This is a genomic window from Riemerella anatipestifer (assembly GCF_009663465.1).
Taxonomy (GTDB): domain Bacteria; phylum Bacteroidota; class Bacteroidia; order Flavobacteriales; family Weeksellaceae; genus Riemerella; species Riemerella anatipestifer_C.
The window spans coordinates 203555-225889 of sequence record NZ_QXHU01000002.1; the positions used below are offsets into that span (position 1 = coordinate 203555).

25 protein-coding genes are annotated in these 22335 nt (G+C 36.8%); 9 read left to right on the top strand and 16 right to left on the bottom strand.

Annotated elements, in window-relative coordinates; all coding sequences use genetic code 11:
* The 12 genes from D1003_RS03160 to D1003_RS03215 form a co-directional block, all read right to left on the bottom strand.
* Positions 1 to 345: HU family DNA-binding protein (locus D1003_RS03160; protein ID WP_260393303.1), on the bottom strand; the 345-nt coding region annotated here is incomplete at its 3' end.
* Positions 346 to 801: 456 nt separating this feature from the next.
* A complete protein-coding gene (locus D1003_RS03165) occupies positions 802 to 1785 on the bottom strand; it encodes a cation diffusion facilitator family transporter (protein ID WP_153935695.1) in 984 nt (327 codons plus the stop codon).
* 13 nt (positions 1786 to 1798) lie between these two features.
* Positions 1799 to 2389 (bottom strand): dephospho-CoA kinase, encoded by a 591-nt coding sequence (gene coaE / locus D1003_RS03170; RefSeq protein ID WP_153935696.1) that lies wholly within the window; start codon positions 2387 to 2389, stop codon positions 1799 to 1801.
* Positions 2390 to 2404: 15 nt separating this feature from the next.
* Complete coding sequence (locus tag D1003_RS03175) at positions 2405 to 3271, bottom strand: MBL fold metallo-hydrolase (RefSeq protein WP_153935697.1); 867 nt, start codon at positions 3269 to 3271, stop codon at positions 2405 to 2407.
* Positions 3272 to 3309: 38 nt separating this feature from the next.
* Positions 3310 to 4332: a Holliday junction branch migration DNA helicase RuvB gene (gene ruvB, locus D1003_RS03180; RefSeq protein WP_153935698.1), complete on the bottom strand. Its 1023-nt coding sequence runs from the start codon at positions 4330 to 4332 to the stop codon at positions 3310 to 3312.
* A gap of 161 nt (positions 4333 to 4493) precedes the next feature.
* Positions 4494 to 5000, bottom strand: a complete 507-nt coding sequence (locus D1003_RS03185; protein ID WP_079207465.1) for a ferritin — start codon at positions 4998 to 5000, stop codon at positions 4494 to 4496.
* A gap of 78 nt (positions 5001 to 5078) precedes the next feature.
* Positions 5079 to 5591 carry an NUDIX domain-containing protein gene (locus D1003_RS03190; RefSeq protein ID WP_153935699.1) on the bottom strand — a complete coding sequence of 171 codons (513 nt, stop codon included), beginning with the start codon at positions 5589 to 5591 and terminating at the stop codon, positions 5079 to 5081.
* 4 nt (positions 5592 to 5595) lie between these two features.
* Entirely contained in the window at positions 5596 to 6507 is a 912-nt protein-coding gene (gene xerD, locus D1003_RS03195; RefSeq protein WP_153935700.1) for a site-specific tyrosine recombinase XerD, read from the bottom strand.
* The gene (locus D1003_RS03200; RefSeq protein ID WP_153935701.1) at positions 6508 to 6939 is read right to left on the bottom strand and encodes a dCMP deaminase family protein; all 432 of its coding nucleotides are present in this window, start codon (positions 6937 to 6939) and stop codon (positions 6508 to 6510) included.
* Between the two features lie 26 nt (positions 6940 to 6965).
* Positions 6966 to 7730: an enoyl-CoA hydratase/isomerase family protein gene (locus tag D1003_RS03205; RefSeq protein WP_153935702.1), complete on the bottom strand. Its 765-nt coding sequence runs from the start codon at positions 7728 to 7730 to the stop codon at positions 6966 to 6968.
* An 11-nt stretch (positions 7731 to 7741) separates the two neighbouring features.
* On the bottom strand, positions 7742 to 8890 hold the full coding sequence (locus D1003_RS03210) for an aldo/keto reductase (RefSeq protein WP_153935703.1): 1149 nt from the start codon (positions 8888 to 8890) through the stop codon (positions 7742 to 7744).
* 51 nt (positions 8891 to 8941) lie between these two features.
* A complete protein-coding gene (locus D1003_RS03215; protein WP_153935704.1) occupies positions 8942 to 10429 on the bottom strand; it encodes a catalase in 1488 nt (495 codons plus the stop codon).
* 144 nt (positions 10430 to 10573) lie between these two features.
* Here D1003_RS03215 and D1003_RS03220 point away from each other — a divergent pair, with 144 nt between their 5' ends.
* The 3 genes from D1003_RS03220 (at position 10574) to metK (ending at position 14544) form a co-directional block, all read left to right on the top strand.
* Positions 10574 to 11524: a LysR substrate-binding domain-containing protein gene (locus D1003_RS03220; protein WP_153935882.1), complete on the top strand. Its 951-nt coding sequence runs from the start codon at positions 10574 to 10576 to the stop codon at positions 11522 to 11524.
* 575 nt (positions 11525 to 12099) lie between these two features.
* Positions 12100 to 13092 (top strand): phosphoethanolamine transferase, encoded by a 993-nt coding sequence (locus tag D1003_RS11200; RefSeq protein WP_260393304.1) that lies wholly within the window; start codon positions 12100 to 12102, stop codon positions 13090 to 13092.
* 171 nt (positions 13093 to 13263) lie between these two features.
* Positions 13264 to 14544 carry a methionine adenosyltransferase gene (gene metK, locus D1003_RS03230; protein WP_153935705.1) on the top strand — a complete coding sequence of 427 codons (1281 nt, stop codon included), beginning with the start codon at positions 13264 to 13266 and terminating at the stop codon, positions 14542 to 14544.
* A gap of 84 nt (positions 14545 to 14628) precedes the next feature.
* Here metK and D1003_RS03235 read toward each other — a convergent pair whose 3' ends face one another.
* The 4 genes from D1003_RS03235 to D1003_RS03250 form a co-directional block, all read right to left on the bottom strand.
* Positions 14629 to 15189: a DUF6705 family protein gene (locus D1003_RS03235; RefSeq protein ID WP_153935706.1), complete on the bottom strand. Its 561-nt coding sequence runs from the start codon at positions 15187 to 15189 to the stop codon at positions 14629 to 14631.
* 51 nt (positions 15190 to 15240) lie between these two features.
* The gene (locus D1003_RS03240) at positions 15241 to 15801 is read right to left on the bottom strand and encodes a DUF6705 family protein (protein ID WP_153935707.1); all 561 of its coding nucleotides are present in this window, start codon (positions 15799 to 15801) and stop codon (positions 15241 to 15243) included.
* Positions 15802 to 15825: 24 nt separating this feature from the next.
* The gene (locus D1003_RS03245) at positions 15826 to 17094 is read right to left on the bottom strand and encodes a hypothetical protein (protein ID WP_153935708.1); all 1269 of its coding nucleotides are present in this window, start codon (positions 17092 to 17094) and stop codon (positions 15826 to 15828) included.
* A gap of 362 nt (positions 17095 to 17456) precedes the next feature.
* Entirely contained in the window at positions 17457 to 17951 is a 495-nt protein-coding gene (locus D1003_RS03250; RefSeq protein WP_260393305.1) for a hypothetical protein, read from the bottom strand.
* 528 nt (positions 17952 to 18479) lie between these two features.
* Here D1003_RS03250 and D1003_RS03255 point away from each other — a divergent pair.
* The 6 genes from D1003_RS03255 (at position 18480) to D1003_RS03280 (ending at position 22334) form a co-directional block, all read left to right on the top strand.
* On the top strand, positions 18480 to 19076 hold the full coding sequence (locus D1003_RS03255) for a superoxide dismutase (protein ID WP_153935709.1): 597 nt from the start codon (positions 18480 to 18482) through the stop codon (positions 19074 to 19076).
* Between the two features lie 119 nt (positions 19077 to 19195).
* Positions 19196 to 20101, top strand: coding sequence for a transcription antitermination factor NusB (gene nusB / locus D1003_RS03260; RefSeq protein ID WP_014937498.1), 906 nt, complete (start codon positions 19196 to 19198; stop codon positions 20099 to 20101).
* Positions 20102 to 20113: 12 nt separating this feature from the next.
* Positions 20114 to 20605 carry a DUF1573 domain-containing protein gene (locus D1003_RS03265; protein ID WP_153935710.1) on the top strand — a complete coding sequence of 164 codons (492 nt, stop codon included), beginning with the start codon at positions 20114 to 20116 and terminating at the stop codon, positions 20603 to 20605.
* A gap of 36 nt (positions 20606 to 20641) precedes the next feature.
* Positions 20642 to 20974 (top strand): preprotein translocase subunit YajC, encoded by a 333-nt coding sequence (yajC, locus tag D1003_RS03270; protein WP_153935711.1) that lies wholly within the window; start codon positions 20642 to 20644, stop codon positions 20972 to 20974.
* 45 nt (positions 20975 to 21019) lie between these two features.
* Entirely contained in the window at positions 21020 to 21808 is a 789-nt protein-coding gene (locus tag D1003_RS03275) for a threonine/serine exporter ThrE family protein (RefSeq protein ID WP_153935712.1), read from the top strand.
* On the top strand, positions 21798 to 22334 hold the full coding sequence (locus tag D1003_RS03280; protein WP_052911605.1) for a threonine/serine exporter family protein: 537 nt from the start codon (positions 21798 to 21800) through the stop codon (positions 22332 to 22334). The genes D1003_RS03275 and D1003_RS03280 overlap by 11 nt, the downstream gene beginning before the upstream one ends.
* Position 22335 lies beyond the last annotated feature (1 nt).

Consider the following 22335-nt stretch of genomic DNA (forward strand, 5'->3'; position numbering starts at 1 on the left):
GAGGTCAGAACCTGGCGTAAAAACCACTTTGGCGTTTCTAATGGCGGCTGGGGTTACTTCCTCTTCTTTAGCTTTACCCTCGCTACTGATGCTCACCCGCATACTGCCCATTTCGCCCAGCCTTACCACTTGCCCCTCTGCTAGAGAAGTCTGCATTACATCTACCAAAGCGTATAAGACTGCACGAATGTCAGCACCGCTTACGGTGGAAATTTTCTCGATGTCCTTGGTAAGTCCTGCTAAAGTTTTCTCGCTTACCGTGTTTGCAGAGGCGTAATATTTCTTCTCGCCTCCTCCAGCAACCCCAGGTTGCCCTTTCTGAATTACTTTGTACTTGATTGACATATGTTTAATATTTAAAGTTTAAGGTTCAATGTTTAAGAATTTAAAGGATTAAGGGTTTATAAAGGTTAGATTTTAGAGGTTGGAGGTTCTGCTTAAGGGCTGATGAGGTTATACTAAGTTCTAATCTCTTATATCTCACCTCTAACTCAAACCACCTATTCAGCTGATGAAAAAGACGAACTTTTAGCGGATATTTATGAAAACAAAACTTAGCGTGTGCTAAATACCAAATGCCTCTAACGGAAGCTAGAGGCACATTATTTATGATTGATGATAAAAATTTAGATAAAAAGTGGTATAATACGCGTACGCGTGTAACTATTCTGTATGTTTACGAAATTATTTGAGATAGCCAAATAATTTTGCAACTTTTTTTCACTTTTTTGTATATGGTTGGTATTGTGTCGCATAATAAACTGGAGCAAATGTATAAGCTATTTTTTAGATATGCAAATTTTAGGATATAGAATGTTTCTCTACCTGTGTAGTGGTATGTATATCCCAGTGGATTTGTTTCTGAAAAGGAGCCGAACGAAATGGGCAATCCAACTGGCAAATTTCGCAGGAGAAAGGCTTGCAATCGTCCATATGGAAGTTAAACTCTACCGTCCGTTCCGTATGTGCTAAGAGTAGTTTTATGGCTTTTTCCATTTCTTGGTGAGCTTCTCTTAGGGTGTAGTAGTAGGGGAGTGTAATATGGGCATCTATATGCAGATGAGCTCCAAACTGTTGCACCTTTACATTATGTATGTCTATCCATTCGTTGCGACGGAAGTCTTGCAGTACTTTTACAATTTCGGAGAGCAGGGCTTCGTCTTTTTCGTCCATAATGCCGCTTAGGGCTTTTCTTACAATTTTGTACCCCACGACAATAATGTATCCCCCAAAGAATAAAGCCACTACGGCATCTAGCCAATACACTTTAGTAATGTAAACCAGAATTAAACTCAATACAACGCCTAGAGTGGTTAGCGTATCAGACTGGAGATGTTTCCCCGAACTCATAAGCACTAGGGAATTTTCTTTTTTTCCTTTTTGGTAAGAGATATATCCCATAATGTAATTGATGAGTGCGGTAATAGCCACAATAGCAATTCCCCAATCTAGTTTCTGAAGGGTATTTTGATTAAGGAGTGAGTTGGCAGATTGCACAATAATCAGTATCCCTGCGAAGATGATGAGCATACCTTCAGCTCCTGCGGTTAGAAATTCTATCTTGCCGTGCCCATAAGGGTGGTCGTGGTCTTTGGGTTTTGCCGCAAGATAGAGAGAATAAAGCCCCATAAAAGCAGAAATGATGTTCATAATGCTCTCCATAGCATCAGAGAAAATGGCATCGGAGTTGGTAAGATGCCACGCAATAAGTTTTCCTACGAATAAAGCCACACCTATAAAGGCAATACTCCTTTGGAAGGTAAATTTATTTTTCTCTGGTGTCATATTTATTAAAGGGTTAAGCGGAGGTAAGTTGTGTGATGGTGGTAATGGTGTTTTGCTCTAGTTCTTCTAATGTCCCATTATTATAGATGATAAAGTCGGCTAACTTTATTTTGTCTTTTTCGGGCATTTGTTGTTTGATAATGTTTTCAACCTCTCGGTAGGTCTTTTGGTCTCTATCCATCACTCTTTTAATACGGAGGTTGTCCTCACTAGTTACCAAAACCGATTGATAGCAAGACTGATGCAACCCTAACTCAAATAAAAGAGCCGTTTCTTTAAATACAAACTCGGTATTCTGCTGATTAGTCCATATTTCAAAGTCTTGCTTTACTGCTGGGTGGATAATTTGGTTTAGCCTCTCCAATAAGTCTTTGTTGTCAAACACTTGTTCTGCAACCCATTTTCTGTTGTAGATGCCATCGGTAGTATAGGCTTCTTTACCGAGGAGATTGATAATCGCATTTTTCAAAGTTAGGTTATCATTAACCATAGTTTTGGCTCTCGCATCTGAATAATAAACAGGATAGCCCATTTTCTCTATGAAATGGGCCGCTGTAGATTTTCCAGAACCAATACCGCCTGTAAGTCCAATTATTTTTTTCATTTATTGGTTTAATGATTAGTAGCCAAATACTTCGTTGAAGCTAAAGGTTTCGTCTAGTCTTACGCCTTTTTCGGTCATTTTTAGAGAGGCGAGTTCGTGGTAGGCGTCGTGTTCAAAGAATAGTAGATACTCATTGTCTACACATTGTTTTAAGAACTTTTCTTTCTCTTCCATCGTTAGAAGAGGGCGAGTGTCGTACCCCATAACATACACCAACGGAATATGCCCCACGGTAGGAATTAAGTCCGCCGCAAAAACAATGGTTTTATCTTGATACTTGATGACAGGGAGCATTTGTTTTTCGGTATGCCCATCTACAAAGATAATGTCCATTTTTAATTCTGGAGCAAAACCATAATTTCCTGTTTTAGGAAGTGGCAAAAAATCTAACTGTCCACTTTCTTGTATAGGCAAAATGTTTTCTTTTAAGAAAGAAGCCTTTTCTCTAGGGTTAGGATTAACCGCCCAATCCCAATGATTCTCGTTAGACCAAAATTTAGCATTTTTGAATGCAGGGCGATAGCCAGACTTGTCGTCATTCCACTCTATAGCACCACCACAATGGTCAAAATGGAGGTGGGTTAAAAAAACATCTGTAATATCCTCTCTTACGAAACCATATCTTCTGAGGTTTTTGTCCAAAGAATCATCGCCCCAAAGGGAATAGTGCCCGAAGAATTTATCATCTTGCTTGTCTCCCAAACCACAATCTACTAAGATGAGTTTTTTGCCGTCCTCTATCAATAGTGAACGCATACCTAGTTCTATGAGGTTTTTCTCATCGGCAGGATTGGTTTTTTGCCAAAGCGATTTAGGCACAACCCCAAACATAGCACCGCCGTCTAGTTTAAAATTTCCGCATTGGATAGGATATAGTTTCATATAGTGATGTTTTTTAGTGTTTAAATTAAAAAATAGAGTTAGAAAAGTTCTCCCATATTTTTAGCTCTATTGATGTTAAGGTGTTGGTAAGCCTTATCGGTAACTTCTCGACCTCTTGGCGTTCTGATGATAAACCCTTCCTGAATTAAAAAAGGCTCATAAACTTCTTCCAAAGTCTCTGGATTTTCTCCGATGGAAGTGGCTAATGCAGAAATCCCCACAGGTTTCCCTTTGAAGTTTTCTATCATCACCCTCATAATTTTGTTGTCCATATCATCAAGACCAAACTCATCTACATTGAGAGAATCTAGTGCGAATTTGGTTATCTTTATTTCTATCTCGCCATTGCCTTTTATTTCTGCAAAATCTCGCACACGGCGAAGTAGAGCGTTAGCAATTCTAGGAGTACCTCGGCTTCTTCTAGCTATCTCTAGTGCAGCATCTTCATAAATAGGAACGCCAAGCACTCTAGCACTTCTTTCTATAATCATACCTAAAAGTTCTACCGTGTAGTATTCTAACCTAGATTGTATCCCAAATCTTGCGAGCATTGGTTTGGTAAGCATACCACTTCTTGTAGTGGCTCCAACTAAAGTAAACGGATTAAGATTGATTTGTACTGAACGGGCATTAGGTCCTGTTTCTAGCATAATATCTATCTTGTAATCTTCCATAGCGGAATAAAGGTATTCTTCTACTACGGGAGATAAACGGTGTATTTCGTCTATGAAAAGAACATCGTTTTCTTCTAAATTGGTAAGGAGTCCAGCTAAACTTCCAGGTTTGTCTAAGACAGGACCAGAGGTTACTTTAAAGCCTACGCCCAATTCATTAGCAATAATGTGGGCTAGAGTGGTTTTCCCTAACCCTGGAGGCCCATGCAGAAGTGTGTGGTCTAGTGCAGAACCTCGTTTTTTGGCAGCTGCTACAAAGACTTCTAAATTATCCAAAGTACGCCTTTGTCCCGCAAAATCTTTGAACGATTGAGGACGTATTTGCTCTTCTAATAAAAGCTCTTCGGCTGAATAATTTTCTTTATCTGGATGTAAGAAGTCTGGCATAGCTTACTAATATCTGAGGTCAAAGATAAGGTTTTGTTATAAATTAAACTAAAGAATAAATGCGAAATTGAGTTTGGGAGAAATACAATTGGTTAATATAAAAAATCCTCACAGCTCTCATTCTGTAAGGATTTTTATGTTTAGATTTTAATTTAATAAAACTATTCAGCTCCTTCTTGGAAAGTACGTTGCCCTAATTCTTGGTCAAAAAGATAAAGTGCAGAGTTGTTATCTTTTACCATTTTAATTTTAGCAACTAACTGAGATGCAGATGCTTCTTCCTCTACTTGCTCATTGATGAACCATTGTAGAAAAGATGCCGTAGCATAACTTCCTTCTTCGTTGGCGGTTTTATAGATGTTGAAGATACTTTTGGTAACTTCTTTCTCGTGGGCTAAAGCTCTTTCAAATATATCTAAAGCATCTTTAAATTCATAAGGCGGAGCGTCTACTTGTCCTAAAATTACTCTTCCACCAACATCATTAAGGAAATCAAACATCTTATCTGCGTGCATCAATTCTTCCTTAGCTTGTACACGAAAATAGTTAGCAATACCATCTAAATCCTGGTTATGGAACCATGCTGCCATAGATAGATAATATTGTGCGGCGTATTGTTCTTTTGTAATTTGTTCGTTAATGAGTTGTTCTATTTTTGTACTTATCATAGTTTAAGATTTTCTACAAATTTAGGGAAAATATTGTAACTTATTTTAAGAGAGTAATATGTAATTTCTATAGAGTGTTTAGACTAAATGTATTGATTTTTGAAAAAACCTTTTTTGTGAGTCAAATGCTAGATTATCAAGGTTTAAATCATTTTTGTTTATCCAAACGGTCTCATTTATTTCATCTAGTTCTAGCTCTAGTTTGGGCTTTTCAGTGAGTTCGTATTGAAAGAATAAATCCATAGTATTGTAATCTATACCCTTATAATGGTAAATATTATCTTGGCTAGAAAGGTAGCGGAGTTTATTTGAATCTATATTAAGTTTTAATTCTTCGTAAAGTTCTCTTTTGCAAGTGTTTTCTGCGGTTTCTTTTGGGTCACAAAAACCACCAGGAAGGTCTAGCATTCCTTTTTTAGGGTTTTGATTTCTGCGAGTGAACAAAATTTCATCTCCGTAAGTAATGAGTACTGCTACGGCAGCGGCACAATTGTGATAAAGTACAAAAGAACATTTGTTGCAGGAGAATTTTCTAAGATCGGTAAAAACTAATGTTTCTTTCCCGCATTTGGGGCAATATTTTAGTGCCATATGTTTAAAAATTAGTATTGTTTCTTGGGTGATACTTCATAATAGTTTCTCGGAGGTCTTCGTTGTCTAGATGGGTGTAAATTTCTGTGGTTGTAATGCTAGAGTGTCCCAACATTTCCTGAATGTATCTAAGGTCAGCACCGTTTTTTAGTAGATGTGTCGCGAAAGAATGTCTAAAGGTATGTGGGGAAATATTTTTTTTGATGTTGGCTTGTAGTGCTAAATCTTTAATGATGATAAATACCATCACACGAGTGAGCTTAGAGCCTCGTCTATTCAAAAATAAAATATCAGAATGCTTTGGGTTGATTTTTATTTCTGACCGAACTTCTAAAAGGTAATCCTTGATAAGTTTAGCTGTATACTGGGCTAAAGGAACAAGGCGAGTTTTACCACCTTTTCCGTCCACAATTATAAATTCTTCTTCAAAATTAAGGTTAGATATTTTTAGTTCTACCAATTCGGAAACCCTTAGTCCACAACCATAAAGTGTTTCTATAATGGTATGGTTTCTTTTACCTAAAGGATTGGTTTTATCTATGACGTTTATAAGTTGTTCTATCTCTTCAAAACTTAGAGTATCAGGGAGGTATAAGCCTATTTTGGGAACTTCTAGAAGTCTTGCGGGGTTATCAGTCCTTAGTTCATCTTCGTGTAGAAATTTAAAAAAAGCCTTTATAGAAGAAATCCATCTAGACTGACTTCTTTCATTGGTGTAGTTTTTAGATATTTGGTAAAGATATTCTTGTATCTGTTCGTAAGAAATATCTAAAGAGGAAGTATGGTTTAGCTGATTTTCAGCGAAAGATTGTAGTTTTTTTATATCTCTAGTATAGGCATCAATGGTGTTGTTTGAAAGGTTTTTTTCAAACTTTAGAGCATTTGCAAAGTCCTGTATTCGCTCGTTCCAATCCATTTAATTTTCCAGCAAATCTTGCGTGATTTGAACTACCTCTACTCCTGCGTTTTTAAGGAAAGTAAGTCCTTCTTCATCGGAATAATGGTCTATATAAACTAATCTTTTAATTCCTGATTGGTAGATGAGTTTGCTACATTCTTTGCAAGGCGAAAGTGTAAGGTAAAGTGTAGCGCCTTCCGCCGTTTGTGTGGTTCTTGCGAGTTTTAGTATGGCGTTAGCTTCGGCGTGTAATACATACCATTTGGTTTGACCTTGTTCATCTTCACAGCAATTTTCTAGTCCAGAAGGTGTACCGTTGTAGCCATCTGAAATAATGGTGCGGTCTTTTACAATAAGAGCTCCCACTTGTTTTCTTTTGCAGTAGGAAAGTTTGGCCCATTCTTGAGCCATTTTAAGGTAAGCGATGTCAAATTTATTATGTGGTTCCATTAAGATGTTTTTTTTGGAGATTTCGTCTAAAAGTTAGGTTTTCTTTTTTCTAGAAAAGCAGTAACACCTTCCTTTTTATCTTCCATTTCAAATAACTCTCCAAAGGCTTTTATTTCTACTTCGTAGCCGTTGTTACTGTCCGATGCATTAACGGCTTCTATTGCTTTACTAATGCCTTGTGGTGAGTTTTTAGCAATAGCTTCTGCTAATAGTTTAGTTTGAGGCAGAAGTTCTTCTTGAGAGAAAACTTCGTTTACTAAACCAATTTCTTTGGCTTTTTCTGACGAAATCATTTTTGCGGAAAATATCATCTCGTTAGCAATGCCTTTACCTACTAGTTTAGGAAGCCTTTGGGTGCCACCATATCCAGGAATAAGCCCTAAAGTAACTTCTGGTAAACCTAATTTTGCATTATCCGAAGCGTAGCGGATATGACACGCCATCGCTAACTCAAGTCCACCTCCAAGAGCGAACCCATTTACAGCGGCTATAACGGGTTTTTTGAGTTGTTCAATTTTGTTGAATAATGTATTTTGCCCTGTTCTTGCTAATTCTTCTGCTTTTGGTGTATTGAAATCGCTGAACTCTTTAATGTCTGCTCCTGCGACAAAGGATTTAGCTCCACTTCCTGTGAGAATGATAACTCTGATATTTTGGTCAGATTCTAACTCGTCTAAAGCGGTGCTTAGTTCTTTTATAGTAGTAGCATTAAGGGCGTTAAGGCTTTCTGGTCTATTGATAGTGATGGTAGCGATTTTACCTTCTTTTTCTATGATAATATACTGATACATAATCTTTGTTTTTAAATGGTTGGAGTAGGAGCATTTTTTTCAATTAGTCCTAAAGTTTTCAATTCACTCCAAAAGGCTTTGTGGATGATTTCGTTTCCATGTAACGAAATGAAATTCTTGTAAATCTGTTCTGCATTTCTACAACCTGTGAGTACAGAAACTACGGCAGGGTGTGCCATTGCAAATTGTAGAGCAGCGGTTCTTAGGTCAACACCGTACTTAGCAGCTACGGTTTGTAGTTGCTTTCTTTTTTCTGCAATTTCTTTAGGAGCTAGGTTGGGAGAGTAGTTCCAAGTTTCATTTCCTGCAAGATAACCACAGTTTAGTGGAGAACCGAGTACAATTTTCACCTTGTTTTTTTGCAAGGTAGGGAAGGTTTCATTTAGTGCCTGTTTGTGGTCTAGCAGGGAGTATTGTGTTGCCATTAGACAAATGTCTGGTTGCGAAAAATTCAATGCTTCTAAAACTGCATCAGGCTGATTGATGCCAAAGCCCCAGCCTTTGATGATGCCTTCTTCTTTCATTTTGGCAAGTTCGGGGATAGCTCCTTTTTTAGCTTCTTCAAAGTATTTTTGATACTCTTCTTTAGAGCCAAAATTAGCAGGGTTTAAGTCGTGGATAAAAACAAAATCCAACTTCTGAACGCCCAACCTTAATAAGCTGTCCTCTATTGATTTTCTAGCTCCACTTGCTGTATAATCGTAATTGAAAACGGCATTCATTGGGTTTTTCCAAAGATGTTTAATTTGTTCCTTTGGAGCGATGCCAGGCTTTAAGATTCTCCCTACTTTACTAGACAAAATATATTTATCCGAAGGTTTGCCGTCTAAAAACACACCAAATCTTCTCTCGCTAATTCCATTGCCGTATCTAGGAGATGTATCATAATAACGAATGCCTAATTCCCACGCTTTTTCCAGAGTTTTTAGTGCATCTTCCTCCGAAGTTGGTTTCCAAGCTCCTGCTAATGGAACGCCACCAAGTCCTAATACTTTATTAAGGCTATTGCCGTCGTTTAGAGGTGGCATTTCTTCATTATATTCATCAATGGTTTCGTTGTCTTCATTGTTTACAACAGTGCTTTGACCTAACAAAGTAGTAGGTGCTGCTGCCGATAATACGCCTAAACCTAAATTTTGTAAAAACTCTTTTCTTTTCATATTACTGCAATTTTGATTGGAGCTTAATATACAAAAAAATAATGAAGAATCTTATCTCTGCTGATGCATTTCATTGAAATTGATGTTGACGCCAAGCCCAGAAGCTACTTTCATTCCTAAGTCTAAATTAGCACGGAAGAAATGGCAGAGCTGTCTATTGATGATTTCCTCTCTTCTTTCACCATCAATTTTTTGCATATGGTTTATAATATTTTTTACAAGGTTGGCTCTAGCTTGGTCGTCCATCGCTTTGGAATAAAGTAATCCTGGTTGTGTAAAGTGGTCATCATCGTTTTCATTTCGGTTGAAAAAAGCCACTTTATTATTATCTAAATGATATTCGTGAGCTTTGTAGGAAGAGTCAGGTTTTATATCATCAAAGCTGTTTGGGTAATAGTTAGGGCTGTCTTTATAGTTTGAAGCATCTGCCATTGCACCATCTCTATGATAATGATTTACCGAGAATGGACAGCGATTAACCTGCAACTGATAAGCATTAACGCCCACTCTATAACGATGTGCATCTGGATAGGAGAAGATGCGTCCTTGTAGCATTTTGTCGGGAGAAAGTCCAATGCCGTCAATGATATTGCTAGGAGCAAATATAGACTGCTCCACTTCAGCAAAATAATTATCAGGGATTTTGTTGAGTTCCATTTCTCCCACTTCTATTAAAGGGAATTCGCTATGAGGCCAAACTTTGGTGACATCAAAAGGATTCCAACGGAATTCATTAGCCTGTTCTTCAGTCATTACCTGTATGTAGAGTGTCCATTTAGGAAAGTTGCTACTTTCTATTGCGTTTACAAGGTCTTCTTGGGCAAAGTCTGGATTTTCACCTTTCATTTTCACGGCTTCCTCATCGGTGAAGTTTTTAATGCCTTGCTTGGTTTTAAAATGGAATCTCACCCAAACCCTTTCATCATTAGCGTTAATCATAGAAAAGGTGTGAGAGCCAAAACCGTGCATATGGCGATAGCCGTAAGGTGTACCTCTATCTGACATTAGTATAAGCACTTGGTGAAGAGATTCGGGATTAAGCGACCAAAAATCCCACATCATCGTGTGGCTTTTGAGGTTGGTTTTTGGGTGTCTTTTCTGTGTATGAATGAAATCAGAGAATTTTTTAGCGTCTTTGATAAAGAACACGGGGGTATTGTTGCCCACCAAATCCCAATTTCCGTCTTCTGTGTAAAATTTAAGAGCGAAGCCTCTAGGGTCTCTTTCAGTATCAGCACTGCCTTTTTCGCCGCCAACCGTTGAGAAACGAGCAAATATCTTGCAAGTGTTGCCTACTTTAGAGAAGAGTTTAGCTTTAGTATATTTGGTAATATCATTAGTTACGGTAAACGTTCCGTAAGCTCCTGTCCCTTTTGCGTGTACGACCCTTTCTGGTATTCTTTCTCTTACGAAATGTGCCAGTTTTTCCTGTAAAACAAAATCTTGTAGCAGGACAGGACCTCTAGAGCCTACCGTTTGTGAGTCTTCGTATTCGTAGTAAGGACTTCCAGAAGTAGAGGTAAGTTTTTTATGAGACATATTGTTATTTTATCGTTATTTTAGGTTAAAACTACACTATTGTAGGTTCGTAAAATTAAACAAATTTAGGTATAAAATGAATAAACATTAGTATATTTGCGTAGAAAAATTTTAGAGAAGCCTTATTTACAATTCTATGAAATAATGAATGTTCAGCAATTAGAATACCTCATTTCTGTGGATAAACACAAGCATTTTGGCAAAGCAGCTCAAGCGTGTTTTATCACTCAACCTACCCTTAGTGCAATGATACAGAAATTGGAAGAAGAGTTAGATGTTAAAATATTTGACCGCTCCGCACATCCAATAAGAACCACAGATGCAGGTAAGGAAATCCTGCAACACGCTTATAAGATTATTGATGAAATTAATGAGATGAAAAATAAGGCGAATAGTCTCAATAATGTTTTGGCGGGTAAGGTGGTGCTGGGTATTATCCCTACGGTGTCTCCGTTTATACTTCCTGTGGAAATTTTTGATTTTCTATCACAGAATCCCAATATAGAAATGGAAGTAAAGGAACTTAATACAGACAGTGTGATAAAGGCATTGAAATCAGGCGAGATAGATGCAGGTATCATTGCGACACCTCACCACGATGCTGATGAGTTTTTTAAAGATGTTTTGTTTAATGAGGAGTTGATGCTGTATTCTTCCGAGTATGGCGGAGAAAATGAGAGTAAATTTGTACTTCCTCAAGATATAAAAGCGGACAAAATATGGCTTTTGGAAGAGGGAAATTGTTTGACAACACAATTTGAGAATATATGTAATCTTAAAGAAAATAGATTGAAACCTAATAATCTTGATTTTAAAGCGACGAGTATCAGTTCTTTACTTCAAATAGTAGATAGAGTGGGAGGGATTACACTGTTGCCTGAACTTGCGGCTAACCAGCTAGAGAATACTCAAAAAGCTAAAATATCAAGGTTCAGAAAGCCATTTCCTTATAGAGAAATTAGTTTAATCTATTATAAACCTACCTATAAACAGAAGATTTTAGATGAGTTTGTAAAAGTGGTGAGGGATTCGGTTCAGCCGAAACTTAACTACACACAAGCTCCAAAAGATTATATTAACATTAGACCAGATTAAAAAGAAAATGAAAACCTTTTATAACCCATTTAACAATAAAAAAATCTATATATTCGGGCTATTGTCTTTTGTGATGTATATAGTCGGTTTTTTCTCATCATACCCTTATTTATTAGATGGTTCTTTTAAGAGTGTCAATGGGCTCGATGTGGTGAGGAATGTTATAGAGTATGGTGTGATGTTTTTTTCGATAATTACCTTTTGTAGCATTCTTTATAGGGGGAATTATTTTTTCAAATGGATAGTTTTTTTACTGTTGCTTTTGTTGGGAGCTAATTTTATGATTTCTGCGTCGTGCCTATTTATATATAAGCAGGGATTTAATGTAGGAATGATAATGAGTGTACTAGACACTAATCTCTCGGAAAGCCTTAGTATGTCTAAAACTTTAATACTACCTATTATAGCGGCTGTATCGTTTGTAGTTTTAGCATTTGTTTTTATTAGAGAGCTATCAAATAAAATATACAACTTCAAAAGAATGCCAATATATCTATATTCGTTTGTTTGGGTATTGTTACCGCTACTTTTTTATGCTAAACATCAGTATATCAGTAATAAAGGGGGGGGGTAGTATGATTAAAAATGTCTTCTACCATGCTAGTGATTTACAAAAAGCATATAACCTAAGAGAAGAGCTAAAGCTAATAACAGAGAATAAAGTTCATTATAATTTGTCTCCGTTAGATGATGGAGAAGAATTACCTCAAAATATTGTGATTTTAATTGGAGAGTCTGCAAGAAAGCAAAATATGTCGTTGTATGGCTATGGAAGAAATACTACGCCCATAGCAGTTTCTGAGAAACATAATATGAAAATTTATAATAATGCATATTCTCCAGCGGCTATTACTAACTTAGCGGTACCCATTATTCTAAGTAACATTGATATAGATAACTACAAAGAAAATATCTTGTCTATTAGTGATAATATTGTGAATGTAGCTAATCATCAAGGATACGATACCTATTGGCTTAGTACACAAGGTGGAGCGGCAGGAATAACGGCAATAGCGTCTTTCTCTAAGAATAAAAAATGGATTGGCGGGTTTGATGAGAGTTTAATCCCGGAGCTATCGAGTGTACTTTCTCTAAATAAAAATTCAAAAAAAAGGAAGGTGATTATAATGCACATCAATGGTAGTCACCCTTATTCTTGTGATAAATATCCAGAGAAGGAAGAGTATTGGAAATTTCAAGGGCAATTGGATAATTGTTACGACAATTCTATAAGATATACCGATAAGGTAATGGGGGAAGTGATGAAGCAGATTGAGAAAACAAACTCTGTATTAGTCTATGTTTCAGACCACGGTCAAATCAAAAAAGACGATAAGTATATTCACGGGGACTACAGAGAAGCGGTTCAGGTGCCTTTCTTTATATGGTACTCACCGCTATATAAAACTAAAAATAAAGGTGTTGAGGTAAATAAAGTTGTATCAACAAGTATCATCTACAAAACCGTTTTAGAGCTTATGGGGGTAAGTAATCCTAAGGCAGTTAATAATCAAGGGAAATATTTAAAATTAGATATGAAAGCTATAAAGTACGAGGAGCTTAAATAGTTTTTGTTATAAATAAAAACTTTTATAACTTTGCAAACCTAAAGTAAAGAGGAAAAATTTGACTGATTGCAACCTCACTAAAAAATGCTAAAACAGATTTCTATTTTAGTTTCTTTTTGATGTTCTTCGGTCTTATTTTTAGTATTAAATTTAATTAAATAATAAAAAAATATGCCGTATTTATTCACATCTGAATCCGTTTCAGAAGGACATCCTGATAAAATTGCAGACCAAATTTCTGATGCTTTAATAGACCATTTTCTTGCCTACGATGAGAAGGCAAAGGTGGCTTGTGAAACTTTAGTAACCACAGGACAGGTTATTTTGGCGGGAGAGGTTAAATCTTCGGCTTACTTAGACGTGCAAACCATTGCTAGAGAGGTCATCAATGAGATAGGCTATACCAAAGGCGAGTATATGTTTAATGGAGATTCTTGTGGGGTTTTGTCTGCCATCCACGAGCAATCGCCAGAGATTAACCAAGGGGTGGATAGAGTGGTAGCCGAAGATAACTTTGAAGCAAAAGCCCAAGCCCAAGGGGCAGGCGACCAGGGAATGATGTTCGGTTATGCAACCAACGAAACCGATAATTATATGCCCTTGGCTTTAGATTTGGCACACGCTATTTTGAGGGAACTGTCTGCAATCAGAAGGGAAGGAACGGAAATAAAATACCTTCGTCCCGATGCTAAAAGTCAGGTAACCATAGAGTATTCTGATGACCATAAGCCTATCCGAATTGATAGCATTGTAATATCCACTCAGCACGATGAGTTTTCTGATGATGATGCAATGTTAGCCCAGATTAGAAAAGACTTAACGGAAATCCTCATTCCTAGAGTGGTCGCTAAGCAAAAACAAGAGATACAGAAGTTGTTTAATAATGATATTAAATATCACATCAACCCTACAGGGAAGTTTGTTATTGGTGGACCTCATGGGGATACGGGTCTTACCGGACGCAAGATTATTGTGGATACGTATGGAGGGAAAGGCGCTCACGGAGGCGGTGCTTTTTCGGGTAAAGACCCTTCTAAAGTAGACCGAAGTGCAGCGTATGCTACCAGACATATTGCTAAAAATTTAGTGGCTGCTGGGGTGGCAGATGAGGTGCTGGTTCAAGTATCTTACGCTATTGGTGTGGCAGAGCCTTGTGGGCTTTACATCAATACCTACGGAACCTCTAAGGTGCCTTATAGCGATGGGGAAATAGCGGAAAAATTAAAAGGTATTTTTGATTTGAGACCTTACGCCATAGAAACTAATTTAAAATTAAGAAACCCTATCTACAGAGAAACGGCGGCTTATGGGCATATGGGTAGGGAGTCTTATATTGCGGATAAGGTATTTAATGAAGGGAAAGAAAATGAACTTGTGGTAAAAGATTTAGAGTTCTTTACTTGGGAGAAATTGGATAGGGTAGAGGATATTAAGAGGGTTTTTGACCTTTAATGCCGTGTTGAGTTCGTATCATTGATGACGATATTTACTAAAACGATAAAGCCCAACTTTATAAAGCTGGGCTTTATGTGTTTTTTATTGTTTTACTAAAACAAGATCTTTTGGTAGCGGTTGAGGAAATACCGCTGCATTATAATAAGGGCAATCTGGTGTAATAAGATTACTGCCCTCATAGAAGTTCCATTGTAACCTACTTTTTGTATGGTCTGTAAAATAAATCGTGATAAAGCCCCAAAGACCACAGATGTCTTTATCATGGTAGTTTAAGGAATATTTATCATCTTTTTTTCTGAATCCCCAACCTTCTATCTTGGTATCTTGATCAGACAAATAAGAGTTGTCAAATAAAATTCTGTTATTTTGATCCATTACCTTAAATTTTCCTATTAACATATCTCTGAAGTATTCATTGGATACTTTATGTGTTAAGTATTTTTTTACTTTCCTAAATGTTATGAGAATTGTTTTTCCGTCCCAAGTTCCTTTCCAAGTTCCTTCATAGGCAGGTAATTCATTTTTGGTGTCCTTTACATAGCTGTCTTTAGGGAAATTTATTCCATAGGTTCTTAGTGTATAAGTTTGTGATTTACAAAACCCAGTCGTTAACAGGGTAATGATTAAAATAAATTGTTTCATAATAGTTTTTGCTAAAAGCCCAACTTTATAAAGCTGGGCTTTATGTGTTTTTTATTGTTTTACTAAAACAAGGTCTTTTGGTAGCGGTTGAGGAAATACCGCGGCATTATAATAAGGACAATCTGGTGTAATAAGATTACTACCCTCATAGAAGTTCCATTGTAACCTACTTTTTGTATGGTCTGTAAAATAAATGGTCATATGCCCATTCAGACCACAAATATCTCTATCTATATATGTTAAGTAATATCCATTTTTGTTTCTTCTGAAATTTCCTCCTTTAATTTTTGCTTCGGTATCGGATATATTGGTGTTATCAAATAGAACTTTATTATTTTGGTCTATTACTTTAAATTTTCCTACCAATATATCAGCGTAGTAAGCCTTATCATTTAAAAACCATTTATAATATTTTATCTTTTTAAATGTTATGAGAATTGTTTTTCCGTCCCAAGTTCCTTTCCAAGTTCCTTCATAGGCAGGTAATTCATTTTGGGTGTCCTTTACATAGCTGTCTTTAGGGAAATTTATTCCATAGGTTCTTAGTGTATAAGTTTGTGATTTACAAAACCCAGTCGTTAACAGGGTAATGATTAAAATAAATTGTTTCATAATAGTATTTTTTTAGTTACAGATTTAATTACACGGAGTTGTTTTTACGGGTTGGTTTTCTCCGTTATACTCCATTTTTTCTGATGATGTGGGAGTGCTTTTATATACTTCTAAACCCTCTATTCTCACCACTTCTTTTAAAAATTGTGTAAATAGTTTTTCTACATCAGGTTGAGAAAAGGATTCATTACCGTTGTAATATAAACTAAAATATTTGTCATTATACCATGTATCCCATTGACTCAACTGATTAGATCCCAGACTGTAGTTGCCGTCCCCCGTATATTTTAGGGTATAGCTCCCTTCAGAAGTTACCACAATGGCGTAGGCATCTGAAGCATTTCCCTTTTCTTCAGCATTTCTTACACAAGAGCTTAAAAAAGTAGCCACATCGGCAGGAGAAAATATTTTAACCACCCCTTCCTTATTGTTATGGGTATGCATAAAGCCGTAGTAACTTCTTCCATCTTCTGGGAGGCGAACGCTGGTGGTGCCAGTCCTATTTGTAAGCAATGTAGGAGTGCTATTTTCGTAAGATTCGGCAAAACCCAGCTCATGGTCTAGATCAAGTGTTTCTTTTTTTTGGAGTCTTTCAAAATTCTTTTTAAAAATAGGGTCTTCAAATTTACCTTTCATTTTCTTGCAAGGGTTTCTAGGAGGGATAGGATGAGAGTAACCACCGCCGCCATTGTCATGATCATTACATTTATAATACTTCATACAACCACGATCAACAACCCAAGGAGTTCCGCCGCCACCGCCGCCATCTATAACACCACTAACACCTCCTTTATCACCTCCTTTAGGTGGCGGTGGTGGTAATATTACGATAGGTATATTACAATTATCAAAAAAATTTCCTTTCTTCGTACATATACCCAGTTCCAAAAACTTTTGTGAACTATTTAATGCTTTTTTCGCTGGTGCATATTTTTCTATATAAGCATTTTGGAATAAGCCAATACTATTTTTATAAAATTCTGTATCCCTTTTTAGAACATAGTAATGAACTTGCGTTTCTTCATCAGAAAGCACACCACAGACTAAATCTTTTACCATACCGTCTTGTATTCTTGGAAATACTACCCACTTATCACCATTCTTCTCTGTAATAGTTTGAGAGTGAATACCAAAATCTACATAAGGTTTTGCTTCTATGGCACTCATATCAATATCTTTAACTTTAGATAGCTCCAAGAGTTTCTCCATATGCTTTCTGCCAGAGATATTAGTATGATATAGACTATCGTGGATTTGTGCAAGAATTTCAAATCCTTTAGCATAATCTATCACTTCATTATCGGTTTTCTTCGTAAAAACACTAAACTTCTTTGCCTAATTATCTTGCCGTTTGGCATTGGTTACCATATCGTCTGCCCTACAACCTGTTAATAACAACAGACCAGACAGACCCAAAATAGTTAATTTTTGTTTCATATTTTATCTTTTTTTTGTTATTGATTTTATTAGGCTAGTCCCTTCGGAACGGACTTTTATCCCGTAGTTTACGACCTGTTACCCCCTTATCAACCCCTTTTTTACCCCTTCGGAAGGGGTCGTTTAGCCCTTCCAAAGGGGTGTCGGGGCTTTAAATAACACCTCCTGCACCCCTAAAATAAAAACCCCTTACCCGTAAGCAAGGAGAATCAGAAGGGTTAGTTAGTCGGTTCGGAGGGCTTAGCAACGGGGGCTTTTGCCCTTCCTCCAGGGTATTGTTGCTTAAGGTCGGTGTAGATGGAGCCTGCTCCAGGGTCGTTATTGGTAGCCGCCACCTTTATCGCACGGTAAAACATCAGGGCAGCACCGTCCAAATCATAGCCCAATAGGAGATTGGTATCCTTCATCAGTTGTAGTTGTTGGTCTAGGAGGTTGATGAGTTCGTTGAGTTGTTTGTGGGCGGCGTAGTCTTGGTCGAACTCCGTTTTGTCCACATAAGTAGGTACTTTGGTAGGGTTGGCGTCCATTTGGAGCTTCACACGGTCTATCCAGACCTCCTTTTCGTACTTTACCCGCCCGAAACCTTGCCTTTCCGTAGGCGTAAGGCTCTTTACTTTACCTTCTAAAACACCGGCAATGGTGCTGATAGCGTCTTTCACTTTTTTGATTTCTTCTGTACTGAAGTTTACAGAAATGGTGTTCTCTTGTGCCATTTTTACTTGTTTTTATTGGATTGATACTATTTTTACTAAAAATCACATACTATTTTAGCCTCTAATGAGATAAATAGGTAATGATTTTTATATTTCGATGATAAATCTATAAATTGTCTTTCGATTATGCAAATCTTTATTTTTTTGGCTAAATACTCTGTATTTATGGGATATAACGATGAGTTCCCTTAGCATCGCCTTGTGAAATTCTAATGCAAAAATGGGTGGGAAGAAGGGGCGTTTTGTTTTCTAGGAGTGATAGAATGGAGTTCTTTGTTTGGGTTCTGGGTGTAGTGTATGATAAGTTTTTTTAGGGAGGTTTAATCCTTTAATTGGGTAGCGAGAACCTATACAAAATAATAATAGACGACGATAGAATGATAAAATTGGCGTGTATGCTGATGGCAGTATTGATGGTGAGGTGATGTTAAAGTTTAGTAAAATTTTGAACAATCATTTTCAATATAGCGGAATAATTACTTAAATTTGGGGCAAACATTGATGAAGTTTAATTAAAAAAATAAAATTATGTCATTTGAATTACCAAAACTAGGATACGCTTACGATGCTCTAGAACCGCACATTGATGCAAAAACGATGGAAATACACCACACCAAACACCACCAAGCCTATATAGATAACCTTAATAAAGCAATTGCGGGAACGGAGTTAGAAGGCAAGTCTATAGAGGAAGTTTGCCAACAGGGAAGCGATAAGCCAGCCGTAAGAAACAATGGTGGTGGGCACTTTAACCACACTCTTTTTTGGGAAGTTTTAACTCCAGGAGGAAGCAAAGAGCCCGTAGGAAAAGTGAAAGAAGAGATTGAGAAAATGGGTGGTTTTGATAAATTCAAAACGGATTTTTCGGAAGCGGCAAAAACAAGATTTGGTTCTGGTTGGGCGTGGCTTTGCAAAATGCCAGATGGGTCTTTAGAAGTATGTTCTACGGCTAATCAAGATAATCCATTGATGCCAAATGTAGGCTGCGGTGGTACGCCTATCTTGGGATTAGATGTGTGGGAGCACGCTTATTACCTTAATTACCAAAACAGAAGACCAGACTATGTAACAGCTTTCTTTGAAGTGATTAACTGGGATAAAGTAGAAGAAAACTATAACAAATAATCCTTTTTAGAATTAAAAATAAAGAAGCATCATCTGACTAAGGTGGTGCTTTTTTTGATTTCAAGTTTTCGTTGGTTGGGCATTTATCCGTATCTTTGCCACCGAAAAAGACCTTTGAAATGTTAGGAAGAAGACAAATACGAGAAAAAGTAGTACAAACCCTTTATGCTTACCAGCAAAATCCACTTAGCCAAGATGCATTGCAAAGAAAAATGTTCTCAGAAATAGAGAAGATTTATCATTTGTATGTTTATCAGCTTAATTTTTTGGTTGGTCTAAAACATTTGGCAGAGCACCAAATGGAAATAAGCAAAGGTAAGTTTTTAAAGACCGAGGAAGACCTTAATCCTAATCAGAAGTTCATTAGAAACCAAGTTCTAGAAAATATAGAGAATAATCAGGAGCGACTTTCATTTACCTCAAAACATCAAAACCTAAAGTGGGACTTAGATGATGATTTATTGGTAAAGACTTTCCAAAGAATGAAGGCGGGGAAGCGTTACCAAGACTTTATGCAGAATGACGAAGTGTCTTTTGAAGACGACCAAAAATTCCTTGGGAAATTATTTTTGAGGTATGTGGCAGAGAATGAGGCGTTCCACGAGCTGATGGAAGAGAAAGAAATTAGCTGGGCAGATGACCTACATATTTCTAATACAATGATACAAAAGACCATTGGTTTTATAAGAGAAGGTGAGCCGAGCCATACACTTATCAAGATTATTAAAGATGAGGAAGACAGAAGTTTTGCACAAAAGCTATTACAATACAGCTTAAACCATTGGGAAGATACGGAAGTGAAGCTAAAAGAACGCCTTAAAAATTGGGAGCTAGACCGAGTTTCTCTTATGGATAGAGTGATTTTGATAGCGGCTATCACAGAATTAGACCATTTCCCATTAACGCCTTCTAAAGTGATTATCAACGAATATATAGAAATTTCTAAGGCATTTTCTACAGATAAAAGTCAAGTGTTTATCAACGGACTTTTAGGTAAATATGCAGAAGACATCAATCGTTTTTAAAATAAATATACAATGAGAAAAATTACAAAAATAACTGCCCTTTTGGGATTTAGTGTATTATCTCTAACGGCTTGTAATAAAAATGAAAAGCCGGAAGTGCTTAATCCAGAAACGGAAGTTGCAGAACAAATTTCTGTTGAGGAGCAACTGCACACAGAGCAATCTGATATGGTAAAGCAGGCACAATCTTCACCATTAACTTCGGTGGCTTTATCGGCTCCAAGTTTTGATTTTGGTGTGGTTAAATCGGGTTCTATTGTAGAGCATACTTATGAAATTACAAATACAGGTAAAAATCCACTAATAATTTCTAATGTTAAGCCTACTTGTGGTTGTACTGTTCCTGATTATACTAAAGAGCCTATATTACCGGGTAAAGTAGCTAAGGTAACTCTTAAATTTGATTCAGGTAGTTTCCAAGGAATGCAGCAAAAATTTGTGGAAGTTTATGCTAACACAGAAAAAACACCTATTGTATTAAGTTTCACAGCAGATGTACAGTAGTCGTCTATCACTAAAAATAAAACTAAATAAAAAACAATGAATTTACTTATTTTACTTCAAGCACAAGCACAACCATCTATAATGCCAACTTTCATTATGATAGGAGGTATGATAGTTTTCTTTTACTTTTTTATGATTCGTCCACAGATGAAAAAACAGAAGCAAGAGAAAAACTTCCAAGAATCTCTAAAACCAGGGAGAATGGTGGTTACCACATCTGGGATACACGGTAGAGTTTCACAAATAACAGAAGATGGTGTGATACTAGAAACAATGGCAGGTAAACTTAAATTTGAGAAAGCTGCTATATCTCGAGAGTTTACACAAAATAGATTTCCGGATACTAAAGAAGTAGCGGACAAGAAATAATTCTAAGACAGATTGGTAGCTATATCAATCTGTTTTTTTTACAATATGGAGCATAGTTTGGAACATAACAAGCGGTCTATAACTACACTAGCAAAGCTTTTAACAGAGGTAGCTACACTTCTCATTTCTAATGGTGCTAACTCTACGAGGACAAAACGAAATGTAGTGCGTATTGCGGAAGCCTATGGCTACGATGTGGAAGTGTTTTTCTCTTTTTCGGGGATATTTCTATCCTTGTACGATAAAGATGGAAATAATACAGAAACTTTAGTTAAAACCATTGGTAGATATGGTATCAATTTTAATCTTATTTCAGATATTAGCGTTCTTAGTTGGGATATAGCAGCACACAAACTTCCTTATGACGAAGTAGAAAAAAGATTAGATGAAATAAGGAATAAGCCTCATTACTCTGTATGGATTAAAATGCTGTGGATTGGTATGGCGACAGCGGCGCTTAGTCAGTTGTTTTCAGGGACTTATTTAGAGTTTTTAGTAGTATTTATAGCGAGTGTCATTGGTTTTTGGGTAAGATTATTTTTAGTTAAAAAAGAATATAATCTGTTTATGCAGAGTTTAGTGGCTGCGTTTGTGTCGGTATCGGTTGTGAAAATGGCATTGATTCTAGGTCTGCCAGAAGGTCATGCGGCACTCACAGCGTGTGTACTTTGGTTGATACCGGGAGTGCCTTTAATCAATGGTTTTTTAGATTTATTGGAAGGACATATTGTTTCGGGGTGGGCTAAAGCTGCCTTGGGAACGATGATTGTTTTTATGATAGCGGTAGGCTATTATTTATCAGTATTTATATTCAGATTGTTTTATGGCGTATGATGTTTTAGAAAAGATATTTTGGGCGGTATTTGTATCGTTAGGCTTTGCGGTACTTTTCAATACTCCAAGGCGGGCATTATGGGCGGTAGCACTATTAGCCGCTTTAGGTTTCGGTATAAAAACAATAATATTAGTTTATGTGTTAAATGGGCAAGTGGTAATGGCAACGCTTTTGGGAGCATCTGCCGTCGGGCTATCAGGTTTGTATTTTGCCCACCGAGTACACACACCACCTATTGTATTTACGATACCTGCGGTTATCAATATGATACCAGGAACATTAGGTTATAATTTTATGGTAGGGATTATACGTATTGTGTCGTCTAGGAAGGAAAACTCAATTACAGTGGAAAATCTGATAGAGATTATCAATAATGGACTTAATGCAGGGTTTACCGTTTTGGTACTAGCGTTTGGAGTTGTTTTTCCAATTTTGATATTTAACACTAGAACGGTAAAGAATAAAGACTTAAACAGATATCTTAAATATAAGATGCTTAGACTTAAAAGAAAAAGGCTTAAATAAT